The organism is Cyanobium sp. NIVA-CYA 375, from assembly GCF_056108345.1.
The window spans coordinates 17,524-33,976 of the sequence record NZ_JBSYHW010000006.1 but is presented as its reverse complement, the minus strand read 5'-3'; the positions used below and the strand labels follow the sequence as shown (position 1 = coordinate 33,976).

Annotated in this window: 19 protein-coding genes and 1 tRNA gene; 11 read left to right on the top strand and 9 right to left on the bottom strand. The window is 64.0% G+C overall.

Annotated features, from left to right (window positions below; all coding sequences use genetic code 11):
- Nucleotides 1-3 precede the first annotated feature (3 nt).
- From AC01FP_RS03095 to AC01FP_RS03085, 3 genes are all read right to left on the bottom strand, one after another.
- Nucleotides 4-1,101, bottom strand: coding sequence for a glycosyltransferase family 4 protein (locus AC01FP_RS03095; protein WP_474478058.1), 1,098 nt, complete (start codon nucleotides 1,099-1,101; stop codon nucleotides 4-6).
- A 64-nt stretch (nucleotides 1,102-1,165) separates the two neighbouring features.
- Nucleotides 1,166-2,455 (bottom strand): serine hydroxymethyltransferase, encoded by a 1,290-nt coding sequence (glyA, locus tag AC01FP_RS03090; protein WP_474478056.1) that lies wholly within the window; start codon nucleotides 2,453-2,455, stop codon nucleotides 1,166-1,168.
- Nucleotides 2,456-2,565: 110 nt separating this feature from the next.
- Nucleotides 2,566-2,639 (bottom strand) — tRNA-Arg (locus tag AC01FP_RS03085).
- 65 nt (nucleotides 2,640-2,704) lie between these two features.
- Between AC01FP_RS03085 and AC01FP_RS03080 the strand changes: the two genes are divergently transcribed.
- From AC01FP_RS03080 to AC01FP_RS03070, 3 genes are read left to right on the top strand one after another with little or no spacing between them, the layout of a single operon-like run.
- The gene (locus AC01FP_RS03080; RefSeq protein WP_474478053.1) at nucleotides 2,705-2,944 is read left to right on the top strand and encodes a hypothetical protein; all 240 of its coding nucleotides are present in this window, start codon (nucleotides 2,705-2,707) and stop codon (nucleotides 2,942-2,944) included.
- On the top strand, nucleotides 2,941-3,231 hold the full coding sequence (locus tag AC01FP_RS03075) for a DUF3181 family protein (protein WP_474478050.1): 291 nt from the start codon (nucleotides 2,941-2,943) through the stop codon (nucleotides 3,229-3,231). Before AC01FP_RS03080 ends, AC01FP_RS03075 begins: the two co-directional genes overlap by 4 nt.
- A gap of 24 nt (nucleotides 3,232-3,255) precedes the next feature.
- Entirely contained in the window at nucleotides 3,256-3,516 is a 261-nt protein-coding gene (locus tag AC01FP_RS03070) for a cytochrome-c oxidase (RefSeq protein ID WP_474478048.1), read from the top strand.
- Here the strand turns inward: AC01FP_RS03070 and murJ are convergent.
- On the bottom strand, nucleotides 3,513-5,138 hold the full coding sequence (murJ, locus tag AC01FP_RS03065; protein WP_474478046.1) for a murein biosynthesis integral membrane protein MurJ: 1,626 nt from the start codon (nucleotides 5,136-5,138) through the stop codon (nucleotides 3,513-3,515). The two genes, AC01FP_RS03070 and murJ, sit on opposite strands and share 4 nt — an antisense overlap.
- Nucleotides 5,139-5,197: 59 nt before the next feature.
- Here murJ and sfsA point away from each other — a divergent pair, with 59 nt between their 5' ends.
- From sfsA to AC01FP_RS03045, 4 genes are all read left to right on the top strand, one after another.
- Nucleotides 5,198-5,953 carry a DNA/RNA nuclease SfsA gene (gene sfsA, locus AC01FP_RS03060; protein WP_474478044.1) on the top strand — a complete coding sequence of 252 codons (756 nt, stop codon included), beginning with the start codon at nucleotides 5,198-5,200 and terminating at the stop codon, nucleotides 5,951-5,953.
- Nucleotides 5,954-5,981: 28 nt separating this feature from the next.
- Nucleotides 5,982-6,689: a GAP family protein gene (locus tag AC01FP_RS03055; protein WP_474478043.1), complete on the top strand. Its 708-nt coding sequence runs from the start codon at nucleotides 5,982-5,984 to the stop codon at nucleotides 6,687-6,689.
- A 37-nt stretch (nucleotides 6,690-6,726) separates the two neighbouring features.
- The gene (locus AC01FP_RS03050) at nucleotides 6,727-7,923 is read left to right on the top strand and encodes a 4-hydroxy-3-methylbut-2-enyl diphosphate reductase (RefSeq protein WP_474478040.1); all 1,197 of its coding nucleotides are present in this window, start codon (nucleotides 6,727-6,729) and stop codon (nucleotides 7,921-7,923) included.
- Nucleotides 7,924-8,134: 211 nt separating this feature from the next.
- Nucleotides 8,135-8,758 (top strand): DUF1997 domain-containing protein, encoded by a 624-nt coding sequence (locus AC01FP_RS03045; RefSeq protein ID WP_474478200.1) that lies wholly within the window; start codon nucleotides 8,135-8,137, stop codon nucleotides 8,756-8,758.
- 49 nt (nucleotides 8,759-8,807) lie between these two features.
- Here the strand turns inward: AC01FP_RS03045 and AC01FP_RS03040 are convergent, their stop codons facing one another.
- Both AC01FP_RS03040 and purH read right to left on the bottom strand, forming a co-directional pair.
- On the bottom strand, nucleotides 8,808-9,272 hold the full coding sequence (locus AC01FP_RS03040; protein WP_474478198.1) for a DUF4079 domain-containing protein: 465 nt from the start codon (nucleotides 9,270-9,272) through the stop codon (nucleotides 8,808-8,810).
- 95 nt (nucleotides 9,273-9,367) lie between these two features.
- A complete protein-coding gene (purH, locus tag AC01FP_RS03035; protein ID WP_474478037.1) occupies nucleotides 9,368-10,927 on the bottom strand; it encodes a bifunctional phosphoribosylaminoimidazolecarboxamide formyltransferase/IMP cyclohydrolase in 1,560 nt (519 codons plus the stop codon).
- A 54-nt stretch (nucleotides 10,928-10,981) separates the two neighbouring features.
- On the opposite strand from purH, the gene AC01FP_RS03030 reads away from it, so the two are divergent.
- On the top strand, nucleotides 10,982-11,611 hold the full coding sequence (locus AC01FP_RS03030) for an alpha/beta hydrolase (protein WP_474478034.1): 630 nt from the start codon (nucleotides 10,982-10,984) through the stop codon (nucleotides 11,609-11,611).
- Between the two features lie 43 nt (nucleotides 11,612-11,654).
- Here AC01FP_RS03030 and AC01FP_RS03025 read toward each other — a convergent pair whose 3' ends face one another.
- Nucleotides 11,655-12,026 (bottom strand): DUF3155 domain-containing protein, encoded by a 372-nt coding sequence (locus AC01FP_RS03025; protein WP_474478030.1) that lies wholly within the window; start codon nucleotides 12,024-12,026, stop codon nucleotides 11,655-11,657.
- Nucleotides 12,027-12,457: 431 nt separating this feature from the next.
- Here AC01FP_RS03025 and AC01FP_RS03020 point away from each other — a divergent pair, with 431 nt between their 5' ends.
- Nucleotides 12,458-13,594: a sensor histidine kinase gene (locus AC01FP_RS03020; protein ID WP_474478028.1), complete on the top strand. Its 1,137-nt coding sequence runs from the start codon at nucleotides 12,458-12,460 to the stop codon at nucleotides 13,592-13,594.
- Here AC01FP_RS03020 and AC01FP_RS03015 read toward each other — a convergent pair.
- Complete coding sequence (locus AC01FP_RS03015; protein ID WP_474478026.1) at nucleotides 13,551-14,330, bottom strand: adenosylcobinamide-GDP ribazoletransferase; 780 nt, start codon at nucleotides 14,328-14,330, stop codon at nucleotides 13,551-13,553. The two genes, AC01FP_RS03020 and AC01FP_RS03015, sit on opposite strands and share 44 nt — an antisense overlap.
- 49 nt (nucleotides 14,331-14,379) lie before the next feature.
- On the opposite strand from AC01FP_RS03015, the gene tgt reads away from it, so the two are divergent.
- On the top strand, nucleotides 14,380-15,513 hold the full coding sequence (gene tgt, locus AC01FP_RS03010; protein ID WP_474478196.1) for a tRNA guanosine(34) transglycosylase Tgt: 1,134 nt from the start codon (nucleotides 14,380-14,382) through the stop codon (nucleotides 15,511-15,513).
- 29 nt (nucleotides 15,514-15,542) lie between these two features.
- A complete protein-coding gene (locus AC01FP_RS03005) occupies nucleotides 15,543-15,686 on the top strand; it encodes a photosystem II reaction center protein K (RefSeq protein WP_254935149.1) in 144 nt (47 codons plus the stop codon).
- Nucleotides 15,687-15,694: 8 nt separating this feature from the next.
- On the opposite strand, the gene AC01FP_RS03000 is transcribed toward AC01FP_RS03005, so the two are convergent.
- A complete protein-coding gene (locus tag AC01FP_RS03000) occupies nucleotides 15,695-16,420 on the bottom strand; it encodes a WecB/TagA/CpsF family glycosyltransferase (protein WP_474478024.1) in 726 nt (241 codons plus the stop codon).
- Between the last annotated feature and the right edge of the window lie 33 nt (nucleotides 16,421-16,453).

Genomic DNA, 16,453 nt, shown 5'->3' with positions numbered 1-16,453 from the left:
GCCTCACAGCTCCCCGTTGGCCGCAGGCTGCTGCAAGGCCCGGCGAGTACTAACCAGCACCCAGATCAACACCGCTGTAGCCAGGGCCAGCCAGAGGAAGCGCAATTCAGCATTCACAAGCACCAGGGCGAGGGAGCCCAACCACTGGGTGAAGGCATAAATAAGCAACACGGTGCGGCGATGACTCAGTCCCGTCCTTAGTAGCCGGTGGTGCAGGTGGCGCCGATCGGGATAGAAGGGAGAGTGGCCTTCGCTGAGGCGACCCATGATCACAGCCGACATGTCGGCCAAGGGCAGCGACAGGATCAGCAGCGGGAGCAACAGGCTGACGCTGGTGAGCCCCTTGGCCGGGCCGACGATGCTGATCGCCGCCAGGGCAAAGCCCAAAAAATAGGAGCCGCCGTCGCCCATAAAGATGCGGGCAGGGTTGAAGTTGTGGCGCAGGAACCCGAGGCAGCTGCCGGCCAGCGCCGCGGCCAGCAGGCCAGCAGCAGGCTGATGCAGGCTGAAACTCACCGACAACAAACCCACTGCAGCGATACCGCTCACGCCGGCCGCCAGACCATCAAGACCATCGAGCCAGTTGATGGCGTTGGTGATACCCACCAACCAGATCACCGTTGCCAGCAGGCTTAGCCACTCTGGCAATGGCAGCAGCAGATCAGAACCTCCCCACCAGCCCATGGGGATCTCGATGTTGCCGATGCGCACACCCTCGTTCCAGGCAACCATCGAAATGGCCAACTGGCCGGCCAAGCGGGGCAGGGGCGGCAGGGCATAAAGATCATCTGCCAGCCCAATCAAAAAAAAGCAAAGGGCGCCGGCCAGGGTGGTCCAGATCAACTGGTCCTTTTCAGCGGGCAGGTTGGCGAACCCACCCAATGCCCAGATGAGGCCCAAGGCTGCACTGAAGGCGATAACAATGCCGACCCCGCCAAGGCGCACCATGGGAGAGGTGTGCTGCTTGCGCGCATCGGGAGTATCAACCAACCCCCAGCGCAGTCCGAGCCTGCGTACCACTGGCACCACCAGAGCCGTGCACAGAGCAGCAACGGCAAAAGTGAGCAAGGCGGCCGCGTTGGGGCTGTAGGCGAGGGTCACTGAATCAGACCGAAGCAAGCCGAAAAATGGCCTTCAGTACCCACCTTACGGGCGTTGAACTGGATCAAGCGTGCTGAAGCTCACGCGCTGCTGCGTAAAGCGAGAAGCGCTCACAGAGAGCCGCAACCCGATCGCGGCAGCGCTGCTCAATGGCGCTGTCTTCGGGATTGAGCAAGCGATCGGCGATCACATCGGCCACCTCGTGGAAGGCGGCCTCGTCGAAACCACGGGTGGTGCAGGCAGCGGTGCCCAGGCGCAGGCCGCTGGTCACGAAGGGCGACTGGGGATCGAAGGGCACCGTGTTCTTGTTGGCGGTGATGTGCACATCACTCACCAGCAGGTCGGCCACCTTGCCGGTCATGCCGATGCCGCGCAGATCCAGCAGCACGATGTGGTTGTCGGTGCCGCCGCTGACCACGGCAATGCCGCGCTCCTGGATGCGCTCGGCGAGGGCCTGGGCGTTGGCCACCACCTGCTGGCTGTAAACGCGGAAGCTGGGCTGTAGGGCCTCACCAAAGGCCACCGCCTTGGCGGCGATCACGTGCTCGAGCGGGCCGCCCTGACTGCCGGGGAACACGGCCTTGTCAAACTGCTTGCCAAACTCTGCATCCCTACAGAGGATCAGGCCGCCGCGGGGGCCCCGCAGGGTCTTATGGGTGGTGGTGGTCACCACGTCGCAATGGGGCACCGGGTTGGGGTGCACGCCCGCCGCCACCAGACCGGCGATGTGGGCCATATCGGCCAGCAGGTAGGCGCCCACCTCATCGGCAATGGCGCGGAAGGCCGCGAAATCAATGCTGCGGGGATAGGCGGAGTAGCCGCACACGATCAGCTTCGGCTTGTGCTCCAGGGCCAGCTGGCGGATCGTGTCGAAATTGAGCTGCTGGCTGTCGGGGTCCACGCCGTAGTGAACAGCCTTGAACCACTTACCGCTTACGTTCACGGGCGAGCCGTGGGTGAGGTGGCCGCCGTGGCTGAGGTCCATGCCCAGGATCGTGTCGCCGGGCTGCAGCAACGCCAGGAACACGGCGAAGTTGGCCTGGGCGCCGCTGTGGGGCTGCACATTGGCCCAGGCGGCCCCAAACAACTCCTTAGCCCGCTCAATCGCCAGCGCCTCGATCGCATCCACATGCTCACAGCCGCCGTAGTAGCGCTTGGCAGGCAAGCCTTCGGCGTACTTGTTGGTGAGAACCGAGCCCTGGGCCTCCATCACCGCCCGGGAGGTGAAATTTTCGGAAGCGATCAACTCCAGGTGGGTTTCCTGACGCTGCAGCTCCTTCTGGATCAGCTCAGCAATGGCGGGATCTCCGGCAGCTAAGGACTGGTTGAGAGCAGCACCGCCGGGGTTGGCCATGGTGAAAGTTGGATTCGTGCAGTGATCGTAAGTACCGAAACGGGGCCAGGGAGCACCCCATCTCGAACCCAACCCACAAAAAAACCGCCCAAGGGCGGTTCTAATTAAGGCGCGCCTGGAGAGATTCGAACTCCCGACCCTCTGATCCGTAGTCAGATGCTCTAATCCGCTGAGCTACAAGCGCATGGGACCATTTTCACCGCACGGAGGGCCCATCCGTCAAACACTCCGACATCACCACTTCCTTTCATGCCCATCCGCTGGTACGGCCCCGCCAACCCCGAAGACCCCACATACAGGCACTTCGAACGGATCGTGAACCTGACGCTCCACGCCGCCCTGTTCGCCGCCCTCAACAGCGGCCTCTGGTTGGTGCAGGAGATGCGTCACCCTTGGACCCACCTGAACTGGCTCAGCTTGGGCTGGCTAATGGTGTTGCTGGTGCACGCCGTCGCTGTAGTAGCACTACGTCCAGCCTCCCAGCCATGACCCTATCCGCCACAGACCTCAAGGACCTGGAACTAGCACTGGCAGATCGCCTGTATGTGCAAGTGGCCAGCTGGCACCTTTACCTCGGCGACGCCGGGCTGGCCCAGACCCTGGCGATCGAATGTTCCGCCCGGCTGGACCAGGGGGCGGAGGTGTGCGCGCGCCAGGCCCTCGAGGCGGTACAGGTGCCGATCGGATCCGGTTCCACCCGGCTGCCCCTGGCTCGGCTGGTACCCGCCGGCCAGCTAAGGGATCTCGAAGAGGTGCTGGAGCCGTTTTGCCGATAAGGTTGCCCCACCTGGCGTTGGGCTGTGCTGGTCATTGAGGTCACCAACGCCCGCGATGTGGTGCGTCAACGCCTGGGTCGCCTAGGCGGACGCCTGATCGGCAAGGTAGTGGACGCTGAGGCCCAGGTTGAAAAAGCCCTGATTCAGGAGCTGGAGACCGCCTTTAAAGAATTCGGCATTGAGGCACGCATCTTTTCAGTGGACGGCCCCCGGATGCTGGGCCGCTCCCACCTGGAGATTCCAGTGCACGTGAGAGCTGAACGGGATGTTCGTCTCGACCCCTAGCGCTTGACTCGAATTCGAGGAATGCGCTCCCGCAATTGATCGGTCAGATCCTTGACCTCGGGCACCTGGGCCAGGCTGGCCACCAAGCCATAAACCAACACTCCCACTCCTCCGGCAAAGCTGCACTCCAGCAAACGCCCCCAGAGACCGGTAGGCCAAGCCACAGTTGCTGCTATTGCCCAGGCCGTCAGGCCGGCCAACACCGCAGCGCCAAACAGCAGCATCGTGTCGCGCAGCCACAGCCTCAGGGGCAGCCCGCCTAGCCGGGACTGCAGCGCCAGCAGCAAACCCACGCAGGTGATCAGGTTCACCGCCACCGTGGCCAGCACCAGGCCGGAGGCACCGCAGTAGAGCCCGGGCAGCAGCTGACCCTGACCGGGCAGCGGTCCGCCCACGAAGGCCCAGCAGAAGACCGCATTCAGCCCGATTCCCGCCAGCGACCAGCGGAACGGGGTTACCCCATCGCCGATGGCATAAAAAACTCTCACCAGCACGTCGCGAGCCAGATAGGCGGGCATGCCAATGCCGTAGGCCATCAGCAGATCGCCCACCAACTTCGCAGCACCAGCATTGAAGGCCCCCCGCTCGTAGATCAGCGCCACGATCGGCAAAGACAGCGCCACCATCAAGGCCCCCAGGGGCAGCATGCTGGCGTTGGAGAGCATCAGTCCCTGGCGGATACGGCCGATCAGCGCAGGTCGATCTTCCGGCGCTGTCAGCCGGGCAAATACCGGCAGTAGCGGCACCAGCAGGGCATTGGAGAGCAGCCCCAGGGGGGTCTGCACCAGCAGGTTGGCGTAGCCCAGGCCCGCCGCCGCCGCCGGGATGCCCGAGGCGAAGAACAGGGACACAAAAACGTTGATCTGCAGCATTCCCGACGACAGAGTGGCGGGTCCCATCACCTGCAGCACCTCGCGCACGCCGGGGTCTTTCCAGTCCCAGACAAGCTGAAAGCGGAGCAGCCCTTGACGGGCCAGCGCCGGCAGCTGAATCAACCACTGCAGCACCGCCCCCAAGGTGGTGGAGCCGGCCAGCACCACGCCGCCCAGTACCGCGGTGGTGGGCAGGGTGATGGCTGCACCAAGCTGCCACCACAGCAAGGCGATACCGGCGATCACGGCCACACTGGAAAGCAACGGGCTAACCGAGGGCAACCAAAACTCATCAGCAGCATTAAGGGCTCCGAAGCCCAGGCCGATCAGCCCGGCAAACAGGGCCATCGGCGCCATCCAGCGCAGCTGCAGCACAGCGATGTCGTGACGGGTGGCATCGAGGCCCGGCCCCACAAGGGTGATCAGGGGGCCAGCAAAAACCAACAGCAATACCGTTACCCCGATCAAACCCGCCCCCACCAGGGTGTTAATCGCCGCCAGCACGTGGGCACCCTCTTGGCGGGGCCGACGGGCCAGCACACTCACCATGGCGCTGTGGAAGGGGCCGTTGATGCCGCCCAGCAGGATCAATAGAAAGCCCGGCAGCACATAGGCGTAGTTGTAAGCGTCGTAAGCGGCACCAACGCCGAAGGCTGCTGCAATGGCCTGCTGCCGCACCAGGCCGGCCAACTTGCTGAGGGCAGTGGCCACTGCCACGACCAGAGCGATGCGCCTGAGGGACTTCGCCATCCAGTGGGACCAAAAGCCCGGGAGTTGGCGGCAGTATGGCTGGCATAGCCCTATCTGCCATGGCCACCTGCGTGCTCAGCCTCGGTCCCCTGGTGGAGGGCACCTTGGTTAAGCGTTACAAGCGCTTCCTGGCCGATGTCGAATTAGAAAACGGTGAGCTGGTCACGGCCCACTGCGCCAACACGGGCCCGATGACCGGGGTGCTGCACCCCGGCGGCCAGGTGCGCTTGCGCCATGCCCCTTCCCCCAGCCGCAAGCTGGCCTGGACCTGGGAGCAGGCCCAGGTGCTCGGGGCAGATGGCACACCCATCTGGGTAGGCATCAACACGGCCCTACCCAACCATCTGGTACGGGCCACGATTGAGGCCGGCTGCCTTGAACCCTGGCTGGGGCCGGTCGCCACCATCCGGGCCGAGGTGCCCTACGGCGAAGGGCGCCGCAGCCGCATCGACCTGCTGCTCACCCCACCGGCAGGAGCCGCCGATCCGCGACCCATCTACTTGGAGGTGAAAAACACCACCTGGACCATGGGAGAACTGGCCCTTTTCCCAGACACCGTTACCGAACGGGGCCAAAAACACCTGGTGGAGCTGATGGCTCTGCTGCCGCAGAGCCGGGCCGTATTAGTTCCCTGCCTAAGCCGCAGCGACGTGACCCGCTTTGCCCCTGGCGACTCGGCCGATCCGCGCTATGGCGAACTATTTCGCCAGGCCCTGGCGGCTGGCGTGGAGGTGTTGCCCTGCCGCTACAGCTTCACGGCTAGCGAGGTGAATTGGAAGGGTCTTGCCACGGTGGAAGCCCACAGCCCCTCCTGAGGGGCTGGCCAGGCGCCACAATCCCGCGATGCTCCCGTTCCATTGGCTCACCCAAACCATCGCCCTGGGCCTGGGCATTTCGTTCAGCCCACTCAACATCGCCCTGGTGGCCCTGCTACTGCTGGGCCCCAACCCGCTGCGACGCTGCTCCACCTACCTGGGGGGCTGGATACTCGCCAACGGTGGCGCGCTCACAACGGTGGTGCTGGTAGGCAGTCGCTTCAGTTGGGCCATGCAGCTGGGCAGCCGCGGCCAGGTGTTGATGGACCTGATTGGCGCCGGCGCCCTGGTGGCCCTGGGGCTTTTCCAGCTCACCCCGGCAGCAGCAATCGGTGAGGAGAGCTGGGCGATGCAACTGATGGGCCAGCTGCCCGAGCTCGACTGGTTTCCCCTGCTCGGGCTGGGGGCCGGCTGTGCCTTGATCAGCCCGGAAAATCTGGTTTTTTACGCCAAAGAAGGCGGCATGCTGCTCACCAACCACACCTCCCTGCGCGGCGACCTGGAGGTGGGCGCCGTATTTGTGGCCGTAACCACCTCGCTACTGCTGCTGCCACCACTGGCCTGGCTGCTGAGCGGCGGCAGGCTGCGCCAGCCCCTGAGCCGCCTCAACGACTGGCTTGTGCATCGGGCCGAATGGCTGGTGGGGGTATTTGCCCTGGTGCTGGGGGTCTATCTGGGCTGGCAGGGAATTGAGGGCCTCCATCAGATGACCCTGGTTGCCGCCTCACTGCCCTAGGTGGCCCATAGAGTTGTTTCACCGTGACCGAGCTGCTGTGGATACCCGCGCCTTCAAACGCTCCCTGCACCACTCGGAGCGCTACAACCGACGCGGCTTCGGTCTGGGCAATGAGGTGGCAGGCAGCCTGGAGCAGGCCTACCAAAGCGATCTGATCGCCAAGCTGCGGGAAAGCGGCTACTCGCTCGAGAGCGGCCGCCTCACCGTGAGGCTGGCGGAAGCTTTTGGGTTCTGCTGGGGCGTGGAGCGGGCGGTAGCAATGGCCTACGAAACCCGGCGCCATTACCCCACTGAACGGATCTGGATCACCAACGAAATCATCCACAACCCCTCAGTCAACGACCACCTGCGGGAGATGGACGTGCTTTTCATCTCCGTGGAAGACGGCGTGAAGGACTTTTCAGAGGTGGCAAGTGGTGATGTAGTGATCCTGCCTGCCTTCGGTGCGACCGTGCAGGAGATGCAGTTACTAAGCGAGCGGGGCTGCCACATTGTTGACACCACCTGTCCCTGGGTCTCCAAGGTATGGAACACGGTGGAGAAGCACAAAAAGCATGCCTTCACCTCGATCATTCACGGCAAGGTAAAGCACGAGGAAACCCTCGCCACCAGCAGCTTTGCCGGTACCTACCTGGTGGTGCTCGACCTGGCCGAAGCCCAGATGGTGAGCGAGTACATCCTCGGCAACGGCGATCGGCAATCCTTCATGGACCGCTTTGCCAAGGCCTGCTCGCCAGGTTTTGATCCCGACCTGGATTTGATCAGGGTGGGGGTGGCCAACCAAACCACCATGTTGAAGAGCGAAACCGAAGAAATTGGCCGCCTGTTCGAGCGCACCATGCTGCAGCGCTTCGGACCCATCGAGCTCAACGAGCATTTCCTGGCTTTCAACACCATCTGCGACGCCACCCAGGAGCGGCAGGATGCCATCTTTGCCCTTGTGGATGAGCCCCTCGACCTGATGGTCGTAATCGGGGGATACAACTCCTCCAACACCACCCACCTGCAGGAGATCGCCGTCAGCCGCGGCATCCGCTCTTTCCACATCGACACACCTGAACGCATCAGCCCTGACAACTGCATCGAGCACATGCCACTGGGGGGCGAACTCGAAACCGAGCGGCCCTTCCTTCCTGAAGGTCCGATCCGGGTGGGTATTACCTCCGGGGCATCCACCCCCGACCGGGTGGTTGAGGATGTGATCGAGCGGCTGATCGTGCTCTGCGAAGCCTGAGGCTCACCCGCGGTGTCCTGGTGTCACAGCGGGTGGCGCTGGAGTCCACAAGGGGCTTTACATTGATTCAAGGAATCCAAGACCAACCGGCAGCTACCTGCCTGAGCTGGTCAAATGCCAGGTATTGCCGCTGTTTTCTTTGTCATTGTCAACCGCACCGCTAGAAAGGAATCTCACCCCGGCTGACGACCCGTCGCCCAGCGGCGACTCTCTGGCTTCTGGTCTATTGCTGCGCCACAGCGACGACCCGCGGGTGCGGCGCTACGCCAGCGCCTTCGCCGACGTGATGGAAATGCGTGCCGATCCGCCTGTGGTTGCCCAGTATCTCGATCACCACGAAGGCTGGTTTCGCCGCTGCGCTGCACCGATGAGCGTCCAATCTCTTGGCAAGCAGGGCTACGAGCTAACTCTGGGTACCTTTGGCAACTTCGGCTTCGAGGTGGAGCCCACCATTGGCCTGGAATTGCTCCCCCAAGACCAAGGCCTCTATCGGATCCTGACCATGCCCCACCCCGGCGGCGACCCCAACCTCGAAGGGCTGTACGACGTCGAGTTCAACGCCTCGCTGCAACTCGAGCAATCTCATGAAGCAGATGGCACCTCTAACGATCCCCGACCCCAGACCCTGGTGCGCTGGGAGCTCGACTTGAGCGTCTGGATCCGCTTACCTGGGGTTATTACTTTGCTGCCAGATGGGCTGGTGCAGTCGAGCGGCGACCACCTGCTGCGGCAGATCGTGAGGCAGATTTCTCGCCGGCTCACCTGGAAGGTTCAGGAAGATTTTCACGGCAGCCACGATCTTGAGTGCCCACCCCGGCGAAGCGCCCAGTTCTAAATCAGCTGGGCTGTCTTTCAAATTTGGAACCTAGCCCCCAATCCAGCACCTAAGCAGGGCGGTTTTCCCAGATTTTATTGAGGATCTGAAAGCCGCTAACCGCCTGCCAGAGAAACAAGGTCATCATTGCCATGTTTAGGCCCACGTGGGCCTTGCGGGCGATCAGATTGCCTTGCTGCATCAGGGGTGTGAGCGATACCGCCAGGGCGATCAAGCAGGTCATGCCGATGCCCACAAGCAGGTGGGGACCGACGAATAATTTGCCATTGTTGAGGTAGGTGACGGCCATGCCACCGAAGGTGCCCAGCACGGTGAGCGCCAGGATCAAGCTGCCGATTTGGAAATGGCGCTTGGCAAACTGCCCCTTGATCAACTGCTTACGGGTCTCAGCGTCGGCGGTGCGGGTTTTTTTGGCCTTGAGGCCAAGCAGCATCCCGTAGCTGGAGAGGGCCAGCAGGCCCAGCATCAGCAGGGGGTGGAGGAAGTTGAGGTTGTAGGCGAGGGCTTCGGGCAGGGCGTCAGAAGGGGCCAAGGGATGGCTGCGGCAAGTGCGCAGCAGAACAGGACTTATGAATCGAAACTACAACTCACTGCGCCCCAGCAAGGGCGTTAATGCAGAAAATGACGGCGACCGGTTACCACCATCGCCAAGCCAAGGGCATTGCAGGCGGCGATCGAATCGGCGTCGCGCACGCTGCCGCCAGGCTGAATCACAGCTGTGATGCCCTGACCAGCGGCCAGCCGCACGGTGTCATCGAAGGGGAAGAAGCCATCGCTAGCAAGCACCGCACCCCGGGCCCGATCCCCGGCCGCTGCCAAGGCCAGCCTGGCTGAGCCAACCCGATTCATCTGGCCGGCGCCAATGCCCAGGCTCTGACCACCCTTGGCCACGGTGATGGCATTGGAGCGCACGTGGCGGGCAAGCTTCCAGGCAAAACCGAGGTCGTCGAGCTCCTGGGCTGTGGGCTGGCGTTCGCTCACCACCTGCCAGGCCGCTCCATCAACCGGTTGATCGTCTAGCTCCTGTACCAGTACCCCGCCGAGCAGGGTGCGCAGCTGGCGCCTGGACGCCAGAGCGATCGCCGCAGGATTCAATTCCAGCAGGCGCAGATTGGCTTTCGTCGCCAGCCGCTGCGATGCCGGTCCGTCAAAGCCAGGCGCAACTACACATTCAAGGAACAGGCTGGTCAGCAATTCGGCGGTGGCTAGATCCACCACACAGTTGATCGCCACAATGCCGCCGAAGGCTGAAAGCCGATCGGCGTCAAGGGCCCGGCTGAGGGCAGCGGCGCCGTTGTGGCCGATGGCCACGCCGCAGGGGTTGGTGTGCTTAACCACTACCGCCGCGGGCTGGGCCCCAGGGCCGTAGCCAAACTCCCGCACGGTGGCGAGGGCCGCATCGAGATCGATCAAGTTGTTGTAACTAAGTTCCTTGCCCTGCAGTTGCACCGCGGCGCCCCAGCCGGCAGCGGGCTCGCTGTGCCAGGTGGCCTGTTGGTGGGGGTTTTCGCCGTAGCGCAGGCTCTGACGGGCGGGTAGTTCCAGTCGCAGGGGCGCCGCCACCGCTGATGGGACCTCCCCTGAGCCGGCTAGCTGGCCTGCCAGCCAGCTGCTGATCGCCGTGTCGTAGCTCGCGGTGTGCTGAAAAGCTTCCAGCGCCAGCTGGCGCCGCAGGGCGGCGCTGATGGCTCCTGTGCGCAGAGACTCAAGAAAGGGTCCGTATTGGCTGGGGCTGGTCAGCACCACCACGTCGGCGTGATTTTTGGCCGCTGCCCGCACCATTGCCGGTCCGCCGATATCGATGTTCTCGATGGCGGTATCGAATGCCACCTCGGGGTTGGCAACGGTTTCTCGAAATGGGTAAAGGTTGACCACCACCACGTCGATCGGCGCAATGCCCTGAGCCTCCAGATCAGCCCGGTGGCTGGGCTCGCAGCGGCGGGCCAGGATGCCGCCATGGATGCGTGGGTGCAGGGTCTTGACCCGACCGCCCAAGATCTCAGGAGCCCCGGTGTGCTCAGCCACCTTGGTGACCTCAAGCCCGGCCGCCTTGAGGGCCGCAGCGGTGCCACCACTAGAAATCAACTGATAGCCAGCCTCCAGCAGCCCCTTGGCCAAGGGCACCAGTCCCTCCTTATTGGAGACGCTGAGAAGGGCCGTGGGGGCCATGGCTGCCAAACGTGCAGATCTAGGGCCAACCTACGCAGCAACAGATCCCCCGTCATGAGTAGCCAAACCAGCCAGCCCAACGACCAACTGATTCGCAGTGGCCCGGACCTGGGCGACCGGCGCCTAGTGCTGCTGCACGGCTGGGGAGCGGATGCCGACGACCTGCTCGACCTGGCCGAGGTGCTGGTGGGGCCAGAGGTGAGCGTGGTGGCCCTGCGGGCACCACTGCCGCACCCCAGCGGTAGCGGCCGCCAGTGGTACGACCTGCAACAGCCAAATTGGCCCCAGCTGCCTGCCGCCCGAACCCAGCTGCTAGAGCGGCTCCTGGCCCTAGCCACAGAGGTGCCCCTGCAGCAAACGGCTCTGCTGGGCTTCTCCCAAGGCGCAGCAATGGCCCTTGATGTGGCCACAGCCGGCAGCGGCCTCCCCCTGGCCGCTCTGATCGGCTGCAGCGGCTACCCCCATCCCGGCTGGCAACCAGCCGCAGCATGCCTGCCAAAAATCCTGCTCACCCATGGCGAACAGGATCCTGTGGTGCCCTTCGGAGCCAGTGAGGCCCTGAAAGAGCAGTTGCAACTCGGTGGCATCGACACCGAACTGGTTGGCTTTACAGGCGGCCACACAATTGACAGCTGCCTGTTTCCTGCCCTGAGGAGCTACTTGGCGGGCCAGTGGTCATGCTGAACAACCAGCAGCCCACCTGAGTTACGCCAGGGCAAAGCCAAGCTCAAACGAAGGCGTATTCGTACTCCTCCATTTCTTCCCAGTCGTCGGCGGCGAGGGCTTCGATGCCTTCGAAAAGCACCTCCTCCCCGACGCGATCGACGATCGTGCGCAATGAAGGAAAGAGGAAGTGGTTTTCCTCGGCATACTGGGCACTGAACAGACCCTTTTCGCCCCAGAAGAAGCGGTCAGTGGTGTGCTCGTTGCGGCGCACATTCAGAATTGCCGGGGGAACTAACAGCTCCTCGGCAATAAAGCGGCGTGCTGCCGTGACCGGTTTGTGGGAGCCGGTTTCTAAGTTGAAAGTGGGGACATGCGCCAGAACCCGCTGGCCTGCTAGCCGGCGACGGCTGATCCGCTTGCGCTTTTTGGACATTGAACTGCTCCCGAGAAGGAGGAATTAAGAGGAGGAAGAGAAACCGGAGGGGGAACGGACAGTGGGAGCGCAAAACATGCGCAGGGTCCGTGACTCAGCCCACCCGCACCCCCCAAAATTCGGAGAGCAGGGCGACGCCCAAACGTTTTGTTGTCCGAGAGAGTCAGCAGGCCCAGGGGTCAGTGACGCCACACCCCGCCCATTCGGGGTGCAAAACAACAGAAAGCAGGATCGACGAAAGTCAGATCTGTCACCGCTGTAGCCTAGATTGCCGAAATGGGCAACAAAGGGTGAGGGCGTCACGACGACGAACCGCTGCCCGCTTGCGGACCGCGCCGTATTGGTCGATACCGCTCATCTTAAGACTTTTTTCTGGTTTTCCCACGCCTTATCCAAACTTTTTGGAACACGGCCAGGGTTGAGGGCAGCAGATGCAAGTCTCCAAACGCTTTCTCGCCCTACTGCGCTTCCAGCTAGCCCAGTTCGCTGATCGCGGCGACCTCAGCTCCCTGGTGGTTTATGTCACCCAACCCGGCGAAACCAACGCCCCAATACTTGTACCGATTGGTCAGTGGCCGAGTGACGGCCGAGCCCTGCCTGCGGTGGAAGCCGGCAGCCCGCTGAGCCTGCCCGCCGAGGAGCGGCGCTGGCTGCCGCTGCGCCACCAAAGGGTGCTGCTGGGCGCGATCCAGGTGGAAACCAGCGTGGTGCCCTGGCCAGACAGCCTCGGGCAGCGGCTCCAGGCCGTCGCCCTGTGTCTTACCGAAGCGCTCTGCCTCGATCTGGAACAACAGCAGCTGCAGCAAACCCTCGAGCGCCAGCAAGCCGAATTGGACCTGTTACTGCACCAGCTGCGCAACCCCCTCGCCGCCCTGCGCACCTTCGGCCAACTACTGCTGCGGCGCCTCGAACAAGACCAGCAGAACCGGCCACTGGTGGAAGGCTTGCTGGTGGAAGAGCGCCAGCTCAACCGCTACGTGGATGCCCTCAGCCAGCTGGGCCGCCACCAACAAGCAGCAGTCGGGGGCGAAGCAGCGGCGCCCCTGCTACTTCCCCCCGGGCTGGTGGGGCCCGAGGGCCAACCCCTGCTCGACTGGCTGGAGCCCTTGGTGCAGCGAGCTGCTGCCACGGCCTCACTGCAGGGCCGCCCCTGGCATCCGCCATCCTGCTTGCCCAACTGGCACGGGGACAGTGGCGCCGTGGCGGAAATTTTGGCCAACCTGCTGAACAACGCCTTTCGATACAGCCCCAGCGGCACGGCCATCGGCCTGGACTGCCAAGCCCTGGCATCAGGGGATTGGCAACTGACGGTGTGGGATGGCGGCGAGCCGATTGCCGAAAACGAGCGCCAGGCCATCTTTGAGCAGGGTTTCCGGGGGCGGCAGGGGCAGGGGCGGCCGGGGACGGGGCTGGGACTGGCCCTGGCCAGGGATCTGGCCCGCAGCCTCGGTGGCGAGCTCAACCTGGTGTTGCCGCCGGCAGCCGTTGCCCGGCAACTGCCCGAGCGGGGCAACGCCTTTTGCCTCAGGCTGCCAGCCGCTGCCCCAAACCCAGCAACAGGCCCATGAGCAGCAGGGCCAGAGCTTCGGTCCATTCCACACAGGCTCCGTAGCTATCGCCGCTATGGCCGCCGAGCCGGCGGCCGAGCCATAGGGGCACGAGCACCGCTGGCAGCAAACCCAGCCCCTGGGGCCAGGGCCAGCGGGTCCAGGCCGCTAGGAGCAGGGCCAGGGCGAACACCAGCAGGGCCGGCACCAATTCCGCGGCCAGACCCCGCCAGTGCTGCCGGTGAAAAGCAGCACTGCCCTGCTGCCTCAAATATGGAAACCACTGCATGGCCACAAGCGGTGCCACCCGGCCCCAGAAAGCCGCCCAGAGCAAGGCCAGCGGGGCAGCGGCCCCTAGGCAAAGCAGGGCTGCTGTCTTGAGCAGCAGCAGTACCACCAGAGACTGCACCCCCGATGCGCCCACCCGGCTATCTGCCATCGCCTCCAAGGCCCTAGGGCCGGCGCCCAAGCCATCGGCCGTATCCATTGCGCCATCAACGTGCAAGCCACCGGTGAGCACCAGCCCAAGGGCCAGCACCAAGGCCACCTGGGCTCCAAGGGGCAGCCAGCCAGCGGCAAGCCACCAGAAAAGGCCCTGCAGCCCGCCAAGCACCAGGCCGATCAGGGGAGCGAAGCGGGCAATGCGCTCAAAGCGCGGCGGCACTCCTGGCCAGGCTGGCAGCACCGAATAAAACACCCAGGCTCCGGCCAGATCGCCCAACCAGCCGGGAATCGGCCCAGGAAAAGACTTCGGCACGGGCTTTAGCAAGCGACACCTAGCGTCGGAACAGCACCTGTTCGGCGCAATCAGCTTCCCACCAGCGTTCTCCTTCGACATCACGGCCCAGTGCAGCCGCACCCGGGCTCGCTGCGGCTGCTTTCACACCCCCCATGGCGATGTCACAACGCCCCGGTTCATGCCCGTGGGCACCCTGGCCACTGTGAAAGGGGTGACGGCGTCCCAACTGCGGGACACCGGCGCCCAGATGGTGCTCTCCAACACATATCACCTACATCTGCAGCCGGGCGAGCAGATCGTGGCGGATGCCGGGGGGCTACACCGCTTCATGGCTTGGGACGGGCCGATGCTCACCGATTCCGGCGGCTTCCAAGTTTTCAGCCTCGGCGATATCAACACCATCGACGACCACGGCGTGGTGTTCCGCTCACCGCGCGACGGCGCCCGCATCGAGCTCACCCCCGAACGCTCGATGGCGATCCAGATGGCCCTGGGGGCCGATGTGGCCATGGCCTTCGACCAATGCCCCCCCTATCCCGCCAGTGAGGCAGACGTAGCCGCCGCCTGCCGGCGCACCCACAGCTGGCTGGAGCGCTGCATCACCAGCCACACCAAGACCGACCAGGCCCTGTTTGGCATCGTCCAAGGGGGCTGCTTCCCCCACCTGCGCCAGGAATCGGCCCAGGTGGTTGCCTCCATGGGCCTGCCCGGGATAGCCGTGGGCGGGGTGAGTGTTGGCGAGCCCACCGAGGAAATGCATCGGATCGTGCGCCAGCTGGGGCCGCTGCTGCCTGATGCCGTGCCCCACTACCTAATGGGCATAGGCACCCTGCGGGAAATGGCCATCGCCGTGGCCAACGGCTTCGACCTGTTTGATTGCGTGATTCCCACCCGCCTCGGCCGCCATGGCGCTGCCTTGGTAGGTGGCGAACGCTGGAACCTCAAGAACTCCCGCTTCCGCCACGACCACACCCCCATGGATGCCAGCTGCCCCTGCCCAGCCTGCCGCCAGCACAGCAGGGCCTACCTGCACCACCTAATCAAGAGCGAGGAGCTGCTGGGCAAGATTCTGTTGAGCTTGCACAACATCACCCAGTTGGTGCGCTTCTCAACCGCCATGGGGCAGGCCATCCGCGACGGCTGTTTTGCAGAGGATTTCGCTCCCTGGGAACCGGACTCCCCAGCCGCTCACACGTGGTAGCGTCCGCCCCTAGCTCAGTGAATTCCGGGATGGCTTCCTACGCCCTGCAAACCCTGGCCCAACTCCCCGAGGCCTACCAAGCATTCGGACCACTGGTCGACATCCTGCCGATCATTCCCCTGTTTTTTCTGCTGCTTGCCTTCGTGTGGCAGGCCTCCGTCGGCTTTCGCTGAATCCGGCCTCAGCCCTGCCTGAGCACCTCCCAGGCAAATTTGGGTAGAGAGAGCATGCGGCGCCAGCGACTGGGCTCCTGAATCAGCCGGTACAACCATTCGATCTGCAGGGCTCCCATCCAAGCGGGGGCTCTTTTTTTGACTCCAGCCCAAACGTCAAAGCTGCCGCCCACACCCATCCAGAGGCCGCCACTGCGCCCAGGCAGCTGCTGAATCCAGGTTTCCTGGCGGGGTACGCCTAGGGCCGCCAGCACCAGATCGGGCCGAGCCGCCAGCAGCTGCTGCTCCAAGCCAGGCCAGGCTTCAGCCGGTTGGTAGCCATGGGCATGCAGCACCAGCCTTAGCCCGGGAAGCTCCCGGCGCAAGCGCGCGGTGAGCTGCTCCATCACCTCCGGTGAGCCCCCCACCAAAGCCACCCTCCAGCCATGGGAAGCCGCGTGAGTGAGCAAATCACGGGCCAGCTCAATCCCAGGACTACGCCGCACCCGGTAGCCCTGGCGGCCTAGGGCCCAGACCACGCCGGCACCATCTGGAATCACCAGGGCCGCCGCGGCGACGGCAGCCCCCAAGGCTGGATCGGCCCTAGCGGCCATTGTCATCTCAGCATTCAGGGTGACTATCTGACCACCACTGCGCTGCCGCAGGGCCAGGGCCGCTGCAAACACATCCGGACACACGCTCACCGGCACCCCCAGAACCCTGGTGCGCAGTGGCTCAGTTGCTGTTGATGCCATCAGGGGGAGAGGTGGGGGTGGAGAATATATGGC